This is a genomic window from Paenibacillus sp. FSL k6-2145 (assembly GCF_037976585.1).
Taxonomy (GTDB): Bacteria; Bacillota; Bacilli; order Paenibacillales; family Paenibacillaceae; genus Paenibacillus.
This window is the reverse complement of sequence record NZ_CP150267.1, coordinates 2,860,554-2,878,749: the sequence shown is the minus strand read 5'-3', so window position 1 is coordinate 2,878,749 and position 18,196 is coordinate 2,860,554. Positions and strand designations below refer to the sequence as shown.

The following is an 18,196-nucleotide window of genomic DNA, read 5'->3' as shown; positions in this document are numbered from 1 at the left end:
GCCGTCAGGATGTACCGTCACTGTATATAACCAAGTTTTACCCTAAAAGAGTGACCATAATCGTATTCTGGCAAATCCGTCCTTCCGACCCGCACTTACAGTCAACAACTACTCCTGTGCTTGCTCCCCAAAGAACATCTCATCCGCAAGGGCAGTCTGAATGCGTGATTCTTCCTCAGTCAACTTGCGGATGAGTTGCATCTCCACCTCAGTTACCTCTTGCCCCTGGAAGTTGATCTCTGCAATGGAAACCACGATCTTGACGATGGCTACAGCCACGTTATCCGGTGTGTATGCAATCACTTTCTGGCCGGTAGGAAATACCCGGAAGCCCTGTTTGACCATTTTGCCGCGTCCGTATTCAAGCAATTCGAACAGCTCCTGCTCATTCTTGAACTTGCATACGGAATTGAATTCAGTCTGAAATCCCATGCATACCCCTCCTGATCTTGTCGTCTCAGGCTACGCCTGTACGCCGTTCTCGTAATTCAGTGCCTGCTTGCGGTTGTAACGCTCCAGTGCCAGCTCAATCATGCGATCCAGTAGCTCAGCATACGAAACACCGGTCTCACGCCACAAAAGTGGATACATGCTGTACGGTGTGAACCCAGGCATGGTGTTGACTTCATTAATAAGTAATGCGCCGTCCGTTTTTCGAATGAAGAAGTCCGCACGGGAAATGCCGTTACCTTCAATCGCACGGAACGCCTGCAATGCGGCTTCGCGAATGCGATCTGCTGCTTCGGGATCCAGTGGTGCCGGAATCAGCATCTGTGATTGACCATCAATATACTTGGCTGCATAGTCATAATACTCACCGGAGGATACGATCTCGCCTGGAACGGAAGCCATTGGCTCGTCATTGCCGAGGACGCTGACTTCAACTTCGCGTGCTTCAACGAACTCCTCAATGACAACCTTCGTATCATACCGAAGTGCGAACTCGACAGCTGTCTTCAGCTCATCGCGGTTACGCGCTTTGGAGATGCCTACACTGGAGCCCAGATTTGCCGGTTTGATAAAACAAGGATACCCCAGCTGATCTTCGACCTGTACGATCATTTCGTGCTCTGTCTGCTTCCATTGTGTAGCGTTAAAATACGTAAAGGCACATTGGTCGATGCCAGCCTGTGCAAACAGCTTTTTCATGACCACTTTGTCCATGCCGCCAGCCGAAGCCAGTACTCCTGCACCTACATATGGCATATCCGCCATCTCGAACATGCCCTGAATGGTGCCATCCTCTCCAAACGTACCGTGCAGCAGAGGGAACATCACGTCCAGCGCTTCTGCTCCGCCATACAAACGGCCAAACAGGGCGTTCAGCGCATCCTGCGTTCCACACGCCGATTGCTCCAGCTTCAGATCTTCAATCTGCGCGAACGGCGCATGCATGACAGGTCCTTTTTTCCACGTCCCCTGCTTGGAGATATAAAAAGGAACCAGTTCATACTTTTCATAATCAAATGCGTTTGTTACAGCAAACGCCGTTTGCAGCGACACCTCATGCTCGCCTGATTTTCCGCCGTACACGACGCCTACTTTTAATTTATCCATACTCATGTGTACCCTCCGATTATCTGTGCCTGATGCTGTCATGTTTGCATGCTCAACACCCTTGTTATTCTGCTTGCGTTATCTGATCTTATTTTACACGGAACTGAATGTCTGCGTCACCGCATCCCGAAAATCTTTCGTCATCAAAACTCATCTGCAATATGAAAAAGCCGGTATACCGTTCGCTCCGTCCAAGCGTAAGAATCCCGGTAATCCCAAAATCGGTGACGGCTACTAACCGTATGTGCGTTAACAAGCGGCATACCGCCCGCATCAAACGCGGTCACAACCGTGCTGTGCTGAAATCGTCCATCTCCATCCCAATCGTAGAGAATAACATCGCCGAGCATCAGCTGCTCAGGACGCTCCACTTCTGTCGCGGTCAGACCCCAGCTGCTGCCTGACAAATAACGCTCCAGACTGTTGGAAACTGCCCAACTGTAACTCCACATTTCGGAGCCGTTCACATACCCTTTATACCACCAGCCGGCTTCTCTTCTACCAGTATAGTGGATGGGTGCGCCCCCTGCAAAGAGACATTGGGACACGTAATTGGTACAATCCACATCAAATTCCTCAAATGCCGGATTCCCCGCATTCCACCACCGATCTGCATAGGCAACCGCCAGATCTCTGCGATATGACTGTTGCCGTGAGCTTCTTCCTTGACCCAACACTTCCCGATTCAGCAACGGCCGATTCATCGCCTGTACAAAATCAGCTTGTTGAAACGGACGTCCTTCCCCAGCAGGGCGACGCTCCGGCACTTCTCGCTCGACCCGTCCAATGATCCATCCACCACTCTGCCGCAGAAAGGTTAACCGCTCCCGCTCAATCCGGTCCTCCCGGTGGGTGATCCCGCTCTTCTCGTAGAACAGTCTGCTGTACAATTGTACATCCACCACCGCTTCTTCCTGGCCATCCATAAGCGTGCGCACAAGCTTGGCGCTGGTCTCGCTGCGTAGAGGCACGGCGCGCCGCTTACGATACCATCCGTCCAGCCTTGCCATACGCTCTCCCCGTTCCACCACGAAGTCAGGATCGGTAACGATCCGTTCGCTGGTCTGTGGACGGTAGTCGATCTCACAGCGATTGTACTGGTTCACGTAAGTATATAAGGCACTCTTCCATTCCCGTTCCAAGCCTATGTCCCCCTTTGGCATGAGTTCTGTCTGGAATATTTCATTGCGTATATAAACTCCTACTATTCATATGAAAGGGTCCTCGGTTGTATGTACACGGCTCAAGAGGGAGGTCCGAAATTCGGCAAATACAGGTACATGATATATCTTATTCCTGCCCGCTTCACGAAAACGCCTTCATTGGTTCAAAAGCTTGCTTGATCAGGCAAAAAGACCTTTACGTACGGAGGTGAAAACGGTATACTTAAAACTAAAGTCATGATTATGAAATTACGTTTCATCTGATGAAACTAACGAACAAGAACACGGAACGATGAAGGCCTGTTCTTCACCTAAATGAACGTTTTCTTCATCTCACCGACACATCCCAAGGAGGTACATGTATGTCAGCAAAGAATCATTTCTCCGCCGCTCGCAGTCTTGAGGTTGGAGGCAAGTCTTACCGCTACTACAGTCTCGATGCTCTTCAGGAAAACGGCCACGGCGATCTTTCCAGGCTTCCTTTCTCCATTAAAGTGTTGCTTGAAGCAGCAATTCGTCAATTCGACGGACGTGCCATTACCGAAGAACACGTAAAACAACTGACCGGCTGGGCAGATGGCCGTGACAATAACAAGGAAATTCCATTCATCCCTGCACGTATCGTTCTGCAGGATTTCACCGGTGTACCGGTTGTCGTTGACCTCGCTGCAATGCGTGATACTGTGAAAAAAGCAGGCGGCGATCCAAAACAGATCAACCCGCTCGTACCGGTCGATCTCGTTATCGACCACTCCGTTATGGTTGATGCTTTTGGTACCAACGATGCACTTGATTACAATATCAAAGTTGAGTTCGAGCGTAATGAAGAGCGTTACCGCTTCTTGCGTTGGGCGCAAACGGCATTCAACAACTTCCGTGCAGTTCCACCATCCACAGGGATCGTTCACCAGGTTAACCTGGAGTATCTGGCTTCCGTGGCAGCAACAAAAACTGTTGACGGCGAGACCGTTGTATTCCCGGATTCCCTCGTAGGCACAGACTCCCACACCACCATGATCAACGGACTTGGCGTTGTTGGTTGGGGTGTTGGTGGAATCGAGGCCGAAGCAGGTATGCTGGGCCAACCGCTTTATTTTGTTACACCGGACGTTATCGGTTTCAAACTGACAGGCAGCCTGAGTGAAGGCGCAACAGCAACGGATCTGGCACTGACCGTTACCCAATTGCTTCGTAAAAAAGGCGTTGTTGGTAAATTCGTAGAGTTCTACGGACCAGGTCTTGCCAACATCGGTCTGGCTGACCGTGCAACAGTAGCCAACATGGCACCAGAATATGGCGCTACCATCGGTTTCTTCCCTGTTGATAGTGAAACGTTGAACTATCTGCGTAACACTGGCCGTCCTGACGAGCAAGTAGAGTTGGTTGAAGCTTATTACAAAGCTCAAGGCATGTTCCGTACTTCCAGCACCGTTGACCCTGAATTCACAGATGTGATTGAACTGGATCTCGGCTCTGTTGTACCAAGTCTTGCCGGACCAAAACGTCCACAGGATCGCATCGAGCTGACACAAATGAAAGAAAGCTTCAACAGCATCATTCGCACACCTGTAGATAAAGGCGGCTACGGTCTGAGCGATGAGAAAATTGAACAATCCGTACCTGTGAAGCACCCGAACGGTTCCACCAGTGAACTGAAAGCAGGCGCTGTTGTGATCGCGGCGATCACAAGTTGTACGAACACTTCGAATCCAAGTGTTATGGTTGGAGCGGGACTACTGGCGAAAAAAGCAGTTGAACGCGGCCTGACCAAACCAGGATATGTGAAAAGCAGTCTGACACCAGGTTCCCTTGTTGTTACCGAGTACCTGGAAAAAGCAGGCCTGATCACGTACCTCGACCAACTCGGATTCAACGTTGCCGGCTACGGTTGTGCAACATGCATCGGTAACTCCGGCCCACTGCCGGACGAAGTGAGCGAAGCTATTGCTGAGAACGATATGACCGTAGCGGCTGTATTGTCCGGTAACCGTAACTTCGAAGGCCGTGTACACGCACAGGTTAAAGCCAACTACCTGGCATCGCCACCACTCGTTGTGGCATATGCACTTGCAGGTACTGTGAATATTGACTTTGAAACCGATCCAATCGGTTATGATACGAACAATGAGCCTGTATTCCTGAAAGACCTCTGGCCTAGCTCCGAGGAAATCAAGGATACCATCGCTAGTTCCCTGAACGCTCAGATGTTCCGCAACAAGTATGAGAACGTATTTACAGCCAACGAGCGTTGGAATGCGATCTCTGTACCGGAAGGCGAATTGTACGAGTGGGACCCGAACTCCACGTACATTCAGAATCCTCCGTTCTTCCAGGAGCTTGGCGACAAGTTGAACGATATCGCAGATATCCGTTCTGCACGCGTTATGGCATTGCTTGCGGATTCCGTAACAACGGATCACATCTCGCCAGCAGGTAATATTGCACCATCCAGCCCGGCTGGACTGTACTTGAAAGAGCATGGCGTAGAGCGCAAAGACTTCAACTCCTACGGTTCACGTCGTGGTAACCATGAAGTCATGATGCGTGGTACGTTTGCCAACATTCGTATTCGTAACCAGGTAGCTCCGGGTACTGAGGGCGGTATCACGAAGTACCTGCCAACGGACGAAGAAATGTCCATCTACGATGCTTCCATGAAGTATCAGGATGAAGGACAGAACCTGATCGTTATCGCTGGTAAAGAGTATGGTACAGGAAGCTCCCGTGACTGGGCGGCAAAAGGAACATTCTTGCTCGGCGTCAAAGCCGTTATCGCAGAAAGCTTCGAGCGTATCCACCGCAGTAACCTGGTGGGCATGGGCGTAATGCCACTGCAATTCCAGGAAGGTCATGGCTGGTCCAGCCTTGGTCTGAACGGACGTGAAACGTATGACATTACTGGCCTCAGCAATGACGTGAAGCCAGGACAAGAGTTGAAAGTTACCGTAACTCGTGAAGACGGTACACAGTTCGACTTCCCTGTTATCGCTCGTCTGGACAGCATGGTTGACGTGGATTACTACCATAACGGCGGTATCCTGCAAACTGTATTGCGTCAAATGATGAAAAAAGCTTAATGATATAAATCATTAATGTGATGAAGTTATACCAAAAAGCTCCCCATCACGTGCGATCTGCACGTGGTGGGGAGCTTTTTTGGCTTTGCTTTTTATAATCGGTATACTTTTAAAAATCAATTTTCAAGGCCAACTGCCTTCTAATGCCCAATGTGATGTGAGGCTTGATCTAACAGTTGAATCGTGCCCATGATCAGAAACAAACACGACAGAGCAATTAACGAGCCTCCGACCCATCTAGACATGATCACTCGCTCCGTAATCTGTTTTTCCGAAGCATCCGTTACCTTGTGTGGATACACGAGAAACATTAGCCCTGCGCTAATGAACAGTACAGCCATTATAATCAAGTTCTTCTCCTCCTTACACGTGACTTTCCTTAGAATTTAACTTTTTCGTCGTCACGCGTGATTCTCCTCCCACCAACACCTTTTTCAGACCCATAGCCATGGTATAAATGATATATCCAATCAAGCCGCCGAGTGTATTAAGCATCAGATCATCCACATCAAATATGCCCATGCCAGTCACTAACTGTGTCACTTCATAACCCAGACTGAGCAGCAGTGACAGCAGGAGCACCTTTATTCCAGAGAATAACTTGTTGCCCGTCAACACAGGAATGAAGATGCCCAGCGGGATAAAGGCCAGTATATTACCTGCCAGATGGATTGCGGTACCCGGACGATGTAACGACAGACTGTTCCAGTCTCGTGAGATTTCCTGAAATGGTGTCAGGTTGACGGTTCGCGTATGGACCAGATCCGGTTGTTGTAAGAACGCCATCAGTCGATCCTTCACGATGCCAAAATCGACCGGGCTTCCTTTGAACAGGATCAGCTTAGTCAGCAGATATAAATAGATAATGAAAACGGCAATCCAAAGGATGTAATGTTTGCTTTTCTTCTGGTTGTTGTGCTTCATGTTGTTTCGCCTCCCTTGTGTTGCCCTGTTATTTCTTCACGGTGACAATGACGCCATCCTTGTTATCACCCGATATTTCAGTTTGGCCTTGCTCAGGTATGTAAACGGTTGTGTCTCGGGCGGCTCGATAATAGCGGATATGGTACTCCTTACCCTCTACTTCCACAGTAATGTTCTCTTTCTCTTTAAGCATATCGAGATACTCTTCCAGCACCAGATTATTCTTATACATGACAGCACTGTGCGGTAGCCCTACATATCGAAAGTGCCATGGTTCATACTGAATACCGGTGATGCGCACTTTATCCTTTGGGTAACGTAAAATAAATCCGTATTTCCATGCATTCTTCTCCAGCCATGCACCCTCTGGTGCTTCATTCATGGCACCCAGGCTGGAGCCAATATCCAGGGATAACCCGAGATTGTGCTCACTGTGACCCGCAGGAAGTGCATAGTCTGAACCCTTTTCCCGATATAACTCGTCCTGCTTCGTAAAATCCCTGTACCCGCTGCTGACGAGAAAATATCTGACTCCCTCTTCGCCTGCTGCTTCAACCATCCTCTGAAATTCCTGCGCTACCTGTCGTGATAACATGATTTTCTGATCCAGTATTCCATATCCACGAAGCAGATCATCCTCATGTGCCACATATACAATATCGGATTTAACTCCTTCCGGGTGAACGGGGTATTGCTTATCAACTAGTAACAAGTTGCCCTTATGTACCTGGTCCTGAATGTTTCCGGTGACGGATACGGTATAACCTGCGGGATTTTCACGCGTATTCTGGATCTCGATGGGCAATTCATCCTTCTGCTGAATCCATCCCGGTGATTGCGTAACGATATATCCGATCAAAATGATACATATCAAAAAGCCCCACTTTTTCATGCTTGTTCCTCCTTTTACCTCATACATCAAGGATAGACAACACAAGTTAAAGAAAAAGCAGGGCAATTTTAAAGTTTTTCTTAAATTTGACGTCAACCTTATTGGAATACGGGCAAACGAACTTCGAATAACGTCCGTACCACGTCGCTCTGGGCCGAGATCGTACCATCATGCTGCTCCACAATATTGCGAGCGATAAACAGTCCGAGGCCTGTCCCACCCTCCTGAGGTGTCCTGGCACGATCTCCGGTGTAATACATATCGAAGATATGTGGCAACTCCTCCGGACGGATATGTCCACCATAGTTAATCACCTGAATGATGACCTGTTCTGCATCCCGATATCCATTAATATCTACGTACATGCCATCCTTGCCATGCCGTGCAGCGTTAATCAGCAGATTCTCGAACACACGAGCCAGCAGCTCGCCATCACCGGAGACCGTAAGATCAGTGTCTATTTTTAGTCGGACGACTAGTTGGTTCTTTTCAAATACAGGATAGAGCTCTTCGTTCATCTGTTTTAGCAGTTCGCTAAGATCCAGCTGTGTCTTGTTTATAGGCAACATGCCATAGTTCATACGAGTAATTTCGAACAAATCATCAATCAGCTTCTCCAGACGCTGTGATTTGGTGAATGCAATCGACGTAAAGTGCCGCACCTGCTCCTCCGTCAACTGATCATCCTTCATGAGCAGATCCAAATATCCAAGCACAGACGTCAGCGGTGTTCGCAGATCATGCGCCAGATTGACGACAAGCTGGTCCTTACTATTTTCAGCAAAATCCCCTCGTTCTACCGCTTCCTTTAACTTCTCACTTGCCAGGTTCACATCCTCCGCAATCGTACCTAACTCGTCCTTCGAGGAGATCTGCACACGATGCTGAAAGTCTCCATTGGCCAAATGTCTGATCCCTGTAGAAATGTCCTTGAAATACGTCGCGTAGGGCTTGGTAAACCAGAAGAAAAATAGAATGGCCAATGGGATAAATAAGATCATGAAGAAATAGATATCCCCGATACTTCTCATAAAATGACGATATTCAGCAAGCTGATCTTCTGCACGAACACCCGAATAATAGGCTTGTAAAAGCTTATAAATCCCATAGGTAATTGCGCCAGAGGCAAGCATGCTTAACCCCAACAACATAATCATGGTTGTGCGAAAACTTCTTCTTTTAGTCATTAAACGTGTACCCCACACCCCAGATCGTTTTGATAAACTTGTTCTTGTTCACATCTTCTCCCAGCTTTTTGCGCAGGGTTCGAATGTGGACCATCACGGTATTCCCACTCTCATAATAGGCTTCTCCCCATACCTGTTCAAAAATGTTTTCTGCACTGAACACCTGCTTGGGGTGGCTCGCGAGCAGATACAAGATGTCGAATTCCTTCGGTGTTAGTTCCACTGATTTGCCGTAGAGTGTAACGCGATGTTGATCTGGCGTGATGATGAGCCCACCCTTCTCCAGAATGGACCTCTGAACAGGCGCAGACTGGCTGAATTGCAGCGAACGACGCAACTGGGAGTTGACCCTGGCAACAAGCTCCATCGGATTGAATGGTTTGGTCATATAATCGTCCGCACCCATCACGAGTCCCGTAATTTTGTCCATATCTGACGTTTTGGCACTCAGGAAAATGATTGGTAAATGATGCTGCTCCCGAATTTTACGGGTCACCTCATACCCATCCATACCAGGCATCATAATGTCCAGAATCGCCAAATCTATCGCTTGGGTCTGAACAGCTTGAACCGCCGCCTTCCCGTCAAAGGCCTTGATGGTGTGATATCCTTCTTTTTGTAAATGTAAAGCAACCAGATCAGCGATCTCAACTTCATCGTCTGCGATCAGAATCGTAATTCGCTTCATTGCTTATTCCACTCCTATGTGTGATGCTGGGCATTATAACATATTTGAATCCAACAGATAAACCAATGAAAGGAATACATACATATGAAACTGGAGCGTTTATTAGCCATCGTGGTGCTGTTAATCAATCGTGGACGGGTACAAGCCAAAGACTTGGCAGATATGTTCGAAGTATCGATTCGGACCATCTATCGGGATATCGATACATTGGGTCAAGCAGGCATCCCGGTGGTGACGTATCAGGGGGCAAGCGGCGGGATTGGTCTGGCAGAAGGCTACCGGCTGGATCGAAACGTGTTAACAGATAAGGACCTTGCTTCCATCGTCACTGCACTGCGCAGTGTATCCACTTCCCATGCCAATGCGGCGCGTGAGCTTCTGGTGGAAAAACTCAGCAGTATCGTACCTGAATCCAAAAATGACGATTTTCAGGCCAATACCAATCGATTCATCGTGGATTATTCAACCTGGACGCATCCCGAAGCGCTGAAAATCAAGCTTGAACTTATCGAACAGGGTATGGATCAATTACGACCCGTAACCTTTACCTACTGCAGTGCGGAAGGTATCCAGACTCACCGCACTGCCGATCCTCATACCATCGTACTTAAGAAACATTCCTGGTACCTGTATGCTTTTTGCCACGAGCGGAATCAATTTCGCATGTTCAAGCTTGTGCGCATGCAGGATGTCACGCTTGCTAATGAGCACTTCGAGCGTAAAGTCATTAACCCCCAGGACAGACCCTGGCAGCAGGAATGGACCCGCCCGGACAATCAAGCTAGGTTAACCTTGAAATTCCATCCTCGCGTCCGTCATATTGCGGAAGAATGGTTCGGGATCGAGAACGTCATCCCTGATGGGACTGGGTATTACATCAGCCAGGTTGCTTTTCCCGAGGATGGCTGGTTATATGGATTCATTCTGGGCTTCGGCGCGGACGTTGAAGTATTGGAACCTCAGCATATTCGGGATGAAATCTGCCGTATCGCGGAGCAAATTGTACAAAATTATATACCTCCGCCTCAAACCTGACAGACAGCTGTCCAGTTCCTCCTCGTATACTTCAGATATATTCAATCTGTACATATATGAGGAGGAACTGATCATGAACGTCACTGTATGTCAAAGCTGCGGCATGCCGCTCACAACCCCTGCCCAATTCGGAACGGAAGCAGATGGAAGCACAACCCGTGAGTACTGTATCTATTGTTACAAAGAGGGCAAGTTTGAGCAGCCCGGTATGTCACTTGAAGGCATGACGGAGATGTGCACTGCCATTCTGAAGGACGAAGGCATGGATGAGGAATCCGCTCGTTCGATGCTGCGTAACCAGCTTCCTTTTTTGAAACGTTGGCGCACAAATACAACGGATCAACATACAGAATCTCTCGCTGAAAACCCTACTGCTTCCGCTAATCTTGGTCAGGTAACAACAGATCATTCGTTCTCTGCCCAGCCCGTTCGTTATGTCACGCTCCCCGGCAAACGTCTTGCCGGCGTATCCGCCCGCACAACCAATGCCATTGAGATCAGTGGCAAAGGCTGTATTCAGGGACTCTGGAACAATTATTTTTCCTCAGAGCACCTTCCTGCACCTGAAGCCGTCCGCTATGGCTCTTACACGGATTACACCGATGGCATAACCGGTGAATACACCATACTGGTAGGGCATGAGGTCAGTCCGAACGAATCATTGCCTGAAGGATTGGACGACATTTTACTCCCTCCTGCAACTTACGCCGTATTCACTTCCAGAAAAGGACCGATGGCAGAGGTTGTTGGCGAAGCTTGGGGAGCCGTGTGGGCATGGGAGAAGCAAAGTGATCGTACGTTCACCGGGGATTTTGAGTTGTATGATGAACGCAGCCTGAATCCCGAAAGTGTACAAGTGGATATATACATCGCTGTTCACCAAAGTAGATAAAACCAACACGATACCACCTCAGACCGGATCAAAGTTTCCTCGCATCCTTCTTCATATCACGCAAGCTGCCGAGTACACTCGGCAGTTTTTTTTGTTATATCCGGAACTACATTACCACCTAAACAACCCGACCATGGTACCAAGTTAGTTAGCATGCTTTGCATCATTTAACCAGACAATATGCCTCATATGCGGGTACCATTGACTTCCTTAAAATTGGGACTATTCACATAACAACCGATTCGATCCTCCCATATCAAACCTTTCATATCAGGTCCTTTACTCCTGAATTTCCCTAAAAACGTTTACATCTCCTTAAAACCGGGTAAAATCACTACAATCCAATTGGAATTACGTCTTAAAATCTTCTATTTCGTCTAACAAGTCACATGTACCTATATGCGAACCTGGCATGGTAACCAGTCGAAATACATAATTCACAAAAAAACGCATCAAAGGAGGAACCAAGATGATCCGCATGCCTATTCAGCAAATGATCCCGTACCATCACCAATATCCGCGCAACACGGCGACCACTGCTCCTAAAAAGGAGAATGAGAACACTCAAGGTCTATCCTTTCATGAAATTTTACAGCAAAAAATGGCGAAGAAAAATGCTTCTCCTTCTCTTAGATAAAATGAAAGCCGGACGATTGCCTGTCCGATTATGAACCGTCTTTCCGCTACTTGGCGGAAGGGCGGTTATTGGCGTTGAGCCATAAATGACTGTACAGTTCTTAGGCATGTTTCCTATAATGATTTAAATATCTAAGAGATCCATGACATATACGAACTGTAAAAGGGGACTTAGCACATGATCACCATTGGTTGTTTTCACGCTCATTATTCCAACATCGCCTTAATTGAAGAGACGCTTGCTCCTTATGAAGTTGAATTGGTCCATTACGTCGATCCAGGTCTGGATCGTCTTAAACATGACGCTGACTTTTCCGATGTCGTCATTCGCGAGAAGGTAGCCCAGACGCTCCAATGGATCGCTGAGTGTCATGCCGATGCCATTCTGGTCACGTGTACCCTGTTTGCGACAGTACTGGAGCAGGAAGCCACACAGGTCCCTGTGCCTGTGATCGGCATAGATGATCCGTTATTGCAGGAGATGCGGCGAATACCGGGAGATTACATAATAGCATTCACCAACCCGGCAACCATTGAAGGAACGATGGCACGGGTGAATCAGGCATTACAGCAAGAGGATGAGAATGGGCAACTACACGTTGCCAAGACATCTCAGACGGAAGCGGTGTGCATCCCGGGGACATTTGAGTTGATTATGCGTGGAGATCAGCAAGGGTATCTCGAAGCGGTACGTGAAGGATTACAGCAGATTGCTGAGCAGTATCCGGGTAAAACGGTAGTGGCAGCCCAACTATCTATGGCTCCCGCTGCTGCACAGGTTACAGTAGATCGAAGTATTCCGATCCATAGCCCGCTGGCATTGCTTGCGGCGTATTTGGAGAATAATTTGGGTGTGGCTCGATAGTAGTAGCGGGTTTGGAGTGAAATATTACAATCGCTAAAATCATGTGAAAACTACTATATTGCTTCCTTTTGCAAAATAAAAATGCTCTCGAACAAGAGCATTTCAAATGGTATAATCACTTTGTACAGCCAATTTGTGGTGGGAAATAGGCTTGCCTCCAGTGGGAGGTGATCCTATGAACTTCTCTTTTAACGACGTAATCGTGTTCGCGATGTTAATTATTGCGCTCCTGACATACATCGATCGTAAAAAGAAGTGACCCGCCACAGGTTGACGGCCTGACGGGTCACTTCATCTGAACTTGCTGCACTCGGAGGAATACCCACCGCAAATGCTGTGCAGGAGTAGCCATTGGCCTGGCTACTCTTATTGGTGTTTACTTACATTCATTTTATTAAACATCTGCTAGACAATCAACCATAATGCTGATAAAAAGTATCAGGAAGCTGATCAGTAAGATGAAGCAGACGACATAATAGCAGTATTCTCACCTACAAACGATGTCAGACTGCCCAGCTTGCGCTGTACCGGCGCTTAGGAACGTGTCCGATATTCCTCGGCCTTTTCCTGCATGCCCGCTGCTACAGCCTCATTCTCGGACAATCCTTTATCCGCGGCAAAGGCACGAATGTCCTGCGTGATGCGCATGCTACAGAACTTCGGTCCGCACATGGAGCAGAAATGAGCTTCTTTGGCCCCTTCTGCTGGCAGCGTCTCATCATGGTAGGACAGCGCACGTTCAGGGTCCAGTGACAGGTTAAACTGGTCACGCCAGCGGAATTCGAAGCGCGCCTTGGACAATGCATCATCCCGGCGTTGAGCACGTGGATGGCCTTTTGCCAGATCGGCGGCGTGGGCTGCAATCTTGTAGGCGATGACCCCTTCCCGCACATCATCCTTGTTGGGCAGGCCCAAATGTTCTTTTGGTGTAACATAACAGAGCATGGACGTGCCGAACCAGCCAATCATGGCCGCACCAATGGCGGATGTGATGTGGTCGTATCCCGGAGCAATGTCGGTCGTCAGCGGCCCCAGCGTATAGAACGGTGCCTCTTTACATATCTCCATCTGCAAGTCCACATTCTCTTTGATCTTATGCATCGGCACGTGACCCGGCCCTTCGATCATCACCTGCACATCATGCTTCCATGCGATCTGCGTCAGTTCCCCGAGCGTAGCCAGTTCCGCCATCTGAGCTTCGTCATTGGCATCGTAGATACTGCCTGGACGAAGTCCATCTCCCAACGAAAACGCCACATCATACCTTTTCATAATCTCGCAGATTTCTTCAAAATGGGTGTACAAAAAATTCTCCTGATGATGCGCAAGGCACCATGCTGCCATAATGGACCCACCGCGAGACACAATGCCTGTCATCCGCTTGGCGGTCATGGGGATATAACGCAGCAGTACACCTGCGTGGATCGTAAAGTAGTCCACTCCCTGCTCTGCCTGCTCAATGAGCGTATCACGGTACAACTCCCAGGTCAGAGCTTCCGCTTCGCCATTCACCTTCTCCAGCGCTTGATACAGCGGCACCGTACCAATCGGCACAGGTGAATTACGGATGATCCATTCCCGGGTGGTATGAATGTTTTTGCCTGTGGACAGATCCATCACCGTATCCGATCCCCAACGTACCGCCCAGGTCATCTTCTCCACCTCTTCCTCGATGGAGGAAGATACGGCAGAGTTACCTATGTTGGCATTGATCTTCACGTGAAAATGACGACCGATTAACATCGGTTCACTCTCCGGGTGATTGATGTTGGATGGCAGAATCGCACGTCCACTCGCCAGCTCCTGCCTTACAAATTCCGGTTCTACGCCCTCACGAATGGCGGCAAACTCCATCTCTGCCGTAATGACTCCCTGCCTCGCATAATGCATCTGAGTCACACAGCGTCCTGTCTGTGCTCGCAGCGGTTTGCCACGCAATCCAGGGTACTCTTCGGCTCCAGCTCTCTTCCCTCCGGGCTTTAGTCCGTTATCCTCCGGTTTAACCGTACGACCCTGATAAGCTTCAACATCGCCACGCTCTGTGATCCAGCGGGTACGCAGGGCTGGTAGACCTGCACGGATATCGGCATGAAATCCGGGATCGGTCATCGGCCCGCTCGTATCGTAGACACGTAGCGGTTCGTTATGCTCCACCCCTTGGGGAGTATTCGTGTCATGAAGGGCTATCTCACGCTCAGGTACAGCAATGTCCGGCCGTGAGCCCTGAATGTAGACTTTGCGGCTGCCCGGAAAGGGCTGAATCCGTCCGGCCGCTCCTGTTTCTTTTTCCACCTGCTGACCGTTATGTTCCTGCTCCATCGCTTGTTGTCCCGTTTGATTTCCTGTACTCATGTTCGCTTGTCTCCTCCTCAGTGTTCGTCGCTTGTTTGGTTGGTATCGTCATTAGCTTACTTACGTACCTGTCCCAAATCATGCGCAATGCAGAGAAGAAAGAGCGATCCTACGCCAGACCAGGGGAGACACTTTTCATGTACAGTTAACAACAGACGGAGGCTGCCACAGATCATGAATCTATGGTGACTTCTCTCTCATCATACAAGCCCACTTTCGCAGGTTATTGAAAAAAGAAGTCAATGGAGTACGCGCTATATCGCCCGTTCACTGTATATAAAAAAGCCGGTCCCCGAAGGAACCGACTTTTATGTCCATCACCAATAATGCACCTTCAATCAGCTCCTTAACGGAGACTACAAGGGTCACATCATGAGGTGGTTGAGGTCATATCGCCGATTACTTCCCTACGCTGGTATGATCCAGATCAGGTGCAAAGGGTCCGGAATCTCATGCGATTCCGTCTCAGTCCGGACAATTCGGACTCCCCCAGTAACGTTAGTAAGTTGCGGCTTACATAAGCCGCCGTTCATATTCAATGAAGCTGGCCCCGTAGGGCCGTCCATTACAGAGTAGCGCAACCGGAACATAAAAACAACCTTTATATTCCAAATGATCAAACTCCATTGGAGAAAAAAACTTACATAAACATCAGGATAACATGAGCCCCATCTGCGTAGCAGCATCCTTCAATACAGGTGCGTATTCATGCAATGTCTCCTGCGAGAGTCGACTGACAGGCCCTGAGACCGAGAGCGCAGCTGCAATATTGCCTCTGCGATCCATAATCGGTACAGATACCGCGGCAGCTCCCGGCTCACGTTCCTCATAACTCGTCGCATATCCGTTATCCCGGATATCTCCCATTTGCGCCAAATACACCGCGGGATCAATAAACACCGGCCATTCCGGGCCGTTCATCAGTTCTTCACGATCCTCGTCCGTGGCAAACGCCATCAAAACTTTGCTGGAAGCGCCCACAGACAGCGGGAGTCTAACACCAACGGGGGCGACTCGGCGAATCGCCTGATCACTTTGCACAGCCTGAATCCGTATCCGTTCACTCCCATCACGCAGGTACAGACTCACGGTCTCCCCCAATCGATCTCTCAGTCGCTCCATCGCAGGCAACAGCAGAATAGCAGGATCGTCACTGCGGGACATATGAGCTGACAGCTCCCAGATTCGGATGCCAAGTCGGTACTTCTCTGTTGCTGCATCACGGATCACGAACCCTCGATCCTCCAGCGTAGCCATCAAACGGTGCACTGTACTTTTGTGCAGGCCGATCTGGCTGGCAATTTCGGTGAGTCCTAGATCACTGCGTGTGGTAAAACATAATAATATATCCAGCGCCCGTTCCACAGCCCGGACGGTTAACTTGCGATCTTCCATGGCATAATGCCCTCCTCATGTTTCATCACATGAAACTTGGTTACATAAATTATATGAGAAACGGTCTCATCTGTAAACCAAAAAGAGCCAAAATCGAAATAGGCCAACCTGTAAATTTTTCCTTTTTATAAGACTTAATCCCCTGTAATTTACACACTAAGGTAATGTTACCCATATATCTTAAGAACTATATAACAATTGCGTAACAAATGCCCTCAATCAATTGACTTTGACTATACTGGAACATACGATAAAGATATATTACATTAAGATATCGCTCTGAAGCAGGCTCTGAAATCGACGCAATTCTCTTTTCATGTCGTTGTTATCTTCAACTGAACTTCAAAGGAGGGGCATTCATGTATCCAACATCCCAGAGCGAAGCCCCGCTGCAAACAAAAGTGTCCGATCTGCCCTCTTCCCTATCACCGAGGCTGATTCGGTTCAAACATATTATCGTAGCGTTGCTGCTCTCCGTTGTATTTTTTCTACTGTTTTGTTTTATTGCACTGCATGGTTACATCGCATGGGTATTATCCAATCCAACGGTAGCGCCGGTCTTCTCCAATCCGATGCAGGCCAAGAACATGAAGTACGAAGACATCACGTTCCCGGCAGCAGATGGCAGCCGGACGATGCAGGGATGGTATATACCTGCTGACAATGCTGCAAGCAAAACGATTATTTTCAGTCACGGCTATGGTGCCAATCGTGAAGAAACATGGGTACCCATGTATGACCTGGCACATTATGCCCATCAACTTGGGTTCAACGTGGTCATGTTCGATTATGGCTTCGCCTCACAGGTGAACAAAGCTGTAGCCACAGGTGGCAAAGCTGAGTCACAGCAATTGTTGGGTGCCATCCAGTTCGCCAAGCAGCGCGGTGCGCAGGAACTGGTTGTGTGGGGTTTCTCCATGGGTGCCGGTACGGCGCTTCAGACTGGGCTGATTACACAGGAAGTGGATGCGATGATTCTGGACAGTACGTTCCTGCTTGAGCCGGATACACTGTACCACAACATTCATAACCAGATCGATCTGCCGCGTCAGCCTACACTGGAGATCATGAAGCTGTTGTTCCCTGTTCTGAACGGTACCGGATTGCAACAGATTCCATACCAGGAAGTGAAAAAGGAAGATTATCCGTTCCCGATTTTCTTCATTCATGGTACGGAAGACGAGAAAGCGCCTTACCCGATTGCAGAGCAGCTCGCCGCCAACCAGACCAATCCGTACTCGGATGTATGGATTGTCCAGGATGCGCACCATGAGTTGATCTTCCGGGAGCATCCAAAGGAATATCTGCGCCGTGTCTCAACGTTCCTGAGTCATGTAACGAAGACAAGCAGTGACGATGTGCAGAACACGAATAATGGAGAATAATTAAATTTCAATCATCGAATTTTCCGTTGATTTTTGAGCCCCTCAGGGGCTCTTTTTTTTGCACTCATAGGACAACAGGCTCGCGGAATATACTCTTGGGACGCATGAATAGACAGTCTGCATGTAATGAATTTCATCTGAAGGAGGT

General features: G+C 48.7%; 16 protein-coding genes and 1 riboswitch. Of the genes, 6 read left to right on the top strand and 10 right to left on the bottom strand.

Features of this window, described 5'->3' with window-relative positions; translation table 11 throughout:
- Positions 1 to 108: 108 nt before the first annotated feature.
- The 3 genes from NZ043_RS12855 to NZ043_RS12845 form a co-directional block, all read right to left on the bottom strand.
- Complete coding sequence (locus NZ043_RS12855) at positions 109 to 432, bottom strand: hypothetical protein (RefSeq protein WP_036614107.1); 324 nt, start codon at positions 430 to 432, stop codon at positions 109 to 111.
- 30 nt (positions 433 to 462) lie between these two features.
- A complete protein-coding gene (locus NZ043_RS12850; protein WP_339312072.1) occupies positions 463 to 1,563 on the bottom strand; it encodes a D-alanine--D-alanine ligase in 1,101 nt (366 codons plus the stop codon).
- 137 nt (positions 1,564 to 1,700) lie between these two features.
- Positions 1,701 to 2,705 carry an amidase domain-containing protein gene (locus NZ043_RS12845; protein WP_339312742.1) on the bottom strand — a complete coding sequence of 335 codons (1,005 nt, stop codon included), beginning with the start codon at positions 2,703 to 2,705 and terminating at the stop codon, positions 1,701 to 1,703.
- A gap of 377 nt (positions 2,706 to 3,082) precedes the next feature.
- On the opposite strand from NZ043_RS12845, the gene acnA reads away from it, so the two are divergent.
- Positions 3,083 to 5,797, top strand: a complete 2,715-nt coding sequence (gene acnA, locus NZ043_RS12840; RefSeq protein ID WP_091039027.1) for an aconitate hydratase AcnA — start codon at positions 3,083 to 3,085, stop codon at positions 5,795 to 5,797.
- Between the two features lie 140 nt (positions 5,798 to 5,937).
- On the opposite strand, the gene NZ043_RS12835 is transcribed toward acnA, so the two are convergent.
- From NZ043_RS12835 to NZ043_RS12815, 5 genes are all read right to left on the bottom strand, one after another.
- Positions 5,938 to 6,147, bottom strand: a complete 210-nt coding sequence (locus NZ043_RS12835; RefSeq protein WP_074093413.1) for a hypothetical protein — start codon at positions 6,145 to 6,147, stop codon at positions 5,938 to 5,940.
- Positions 6,148 to 6,160: 13 nt separating this feature from the next.
- Positions 6,161 to 6,721: a VanZ family protein gene (locus tag NZ043_RS12830; RefSeq protein ID WP_339312069.1), complete on the bottom strand. Its 561-nt coding sequence runs from the start codon at positions 6,719 to 6,721 to the stop codon at positions 6,161 to 6,163.
- Between the two features lie 28 nt (positions 6,722 to 6,749).
- Positions 6,750 to 7,613 (bottom strand): M15 family metallopeptidase, encoded by an 864-nt coding sequence (locus NZ043_RS12825; RefSeq protein ID WP_339312067.1) that lies wholly within the window; start codon positions 7,611 to 7,613, stop codon positions 6,750 to 6,752.
- Between the two features lie 98 nt (positions 7,614 to 7,711).
- The gene (locus NZ043_RS12820) at positions 7,712 to 8,800 is read right to left on the bottom strand and encodes a HAMP domain-containing sensor histidine kinase (protein ID WP_091039020.1); all 1,089 of its coding nucleotides are present in this window, start codon (positions 8,798 to 8,800) and stop codon (positions 7,712 to 7,714) included.
- Entirely contained in the window at positions 8,793 to 9,488 is a 696-nt protein-coding gene (locus NZ043_RS12815; protein WP_091039018.1) for a response regulator transcription factor, read from the bottom strand. The genes NZ043_RS12820 and NZ043_RS12815 overlap by 8 nt, the downstream gene beginning before the upstream one ends.
- An 84-nt stretch (positions 9,489 to 9,572) precedes the next feature.
- On the opposite strand from NZ043_RS12815, the gene NZ043_RS12810 reads away from it, so the two are divergent.
- From NZ043_RS12810 to NZ043_RS12795, 4 genes are all read left to right on the top strand, one after another.
- Positions 9,573 to 10,523 (top strand): YafY family protein, encoded by a 951-nt coding sequence (locus NZ043_RS12810; RefSeq protein WP_091039017.1) that lies wholly within the window; start codon positions 9,573 to 9,575, stop codon positions 10,521 to 10,523.
- A 73-nt stretch (positions 10,524 to 10,596) separates the two neighbouring features.
- Positions 10,597 to 11,415 (top strand): zinc ribbon domain-containing protein, encoded by an 819-nt coding sequence (locus NZ043_RS12805; RefSeq protein ID WP_091039015.1) that lies wholly within the window; start codon positions 10,597 to 10,599, stop codon positions 11,413 to 11,415.
- A 469-nt stretch (positions 11,416 to 11,884) separates the two neighbouring features.
- Positions 11,885 to 12,052, top strand: coding sequence for a hypothetical protein (locus NZ043_RS12800; protein ID WP_017690769.1), 168 nt, complete (start codon positions 11,885 to 11,887; stop codon positions 12,050 to 12,052).
- Positions 12,053 to 12,229: 177 nt separating this feature from the next.
- Positions 12,230 to 12,916 (top strand): hypothetical protein, encoded by a 687-nt coding sequence (locus NZ043_RS12795; protein ID WP_091039013.1) that lies wholly within the window; start codon positions 12,230 to 12,232, stop codon positions 12,914 to 12,916.
- 534 nt (positions 12,917 to 13,450) lie between these two features.
- Here NZ043_RS12795 and thiC read toward each other — a convergent pair.
- Together thiC and NZ043_RS12785 are read right to left on the bottom strand one after the other, a co-directional pair.
- Positions 13,451 to 15,235, bottom strand: coding sequence for a phosphomethylpyrimidine synthase ThiC (gene thiC, locus NZ043_RS12790; RefSeq protein WP_143023647.1), 1,785 nt, complete (start codon positions 15,233 to 15,235; stop codon positions 13,451 to 13,453).
- 420 nt (positions 15,236 to 15,655) lie between these two features.
- Positions 15,656 to 15,769, bottom strand: a riboswitch (TPP riboswitch).
- Between the two features lie 150 nt (positions 15,770 to 15,919).
- Entirely contained in the window at positions 15,920 to 16,663 is a 744-nt protein-coding gene (locus NZ043_RS12785) for an IclR family transcriptional regulator (RefSeq protein WP_017690772.1), read from the bottom strand.
- 359 nt (positions 16,664 to 17,022) lie between these two features.
- Between NZ043_RS12785 and NZ043_RS12780 the strand changes: the two genes are divergently transcribed.
- Positions 17,023 to 18,048 carry an alpha/beta fold hydrolase gene (locus NZ043_RS12780; RefSeq protein ID WP_133387469.1) on the top strand — a complete coding sequence of 342 codons (1,026 nt, stop codon included), beginning with the start codon at positions 17,023 to 17,025 and terminating at the stop codon, positions 18,046 to 18,048.
- Positions 18,049 to 18,196 lie beyond the last annotated feature (148 nt).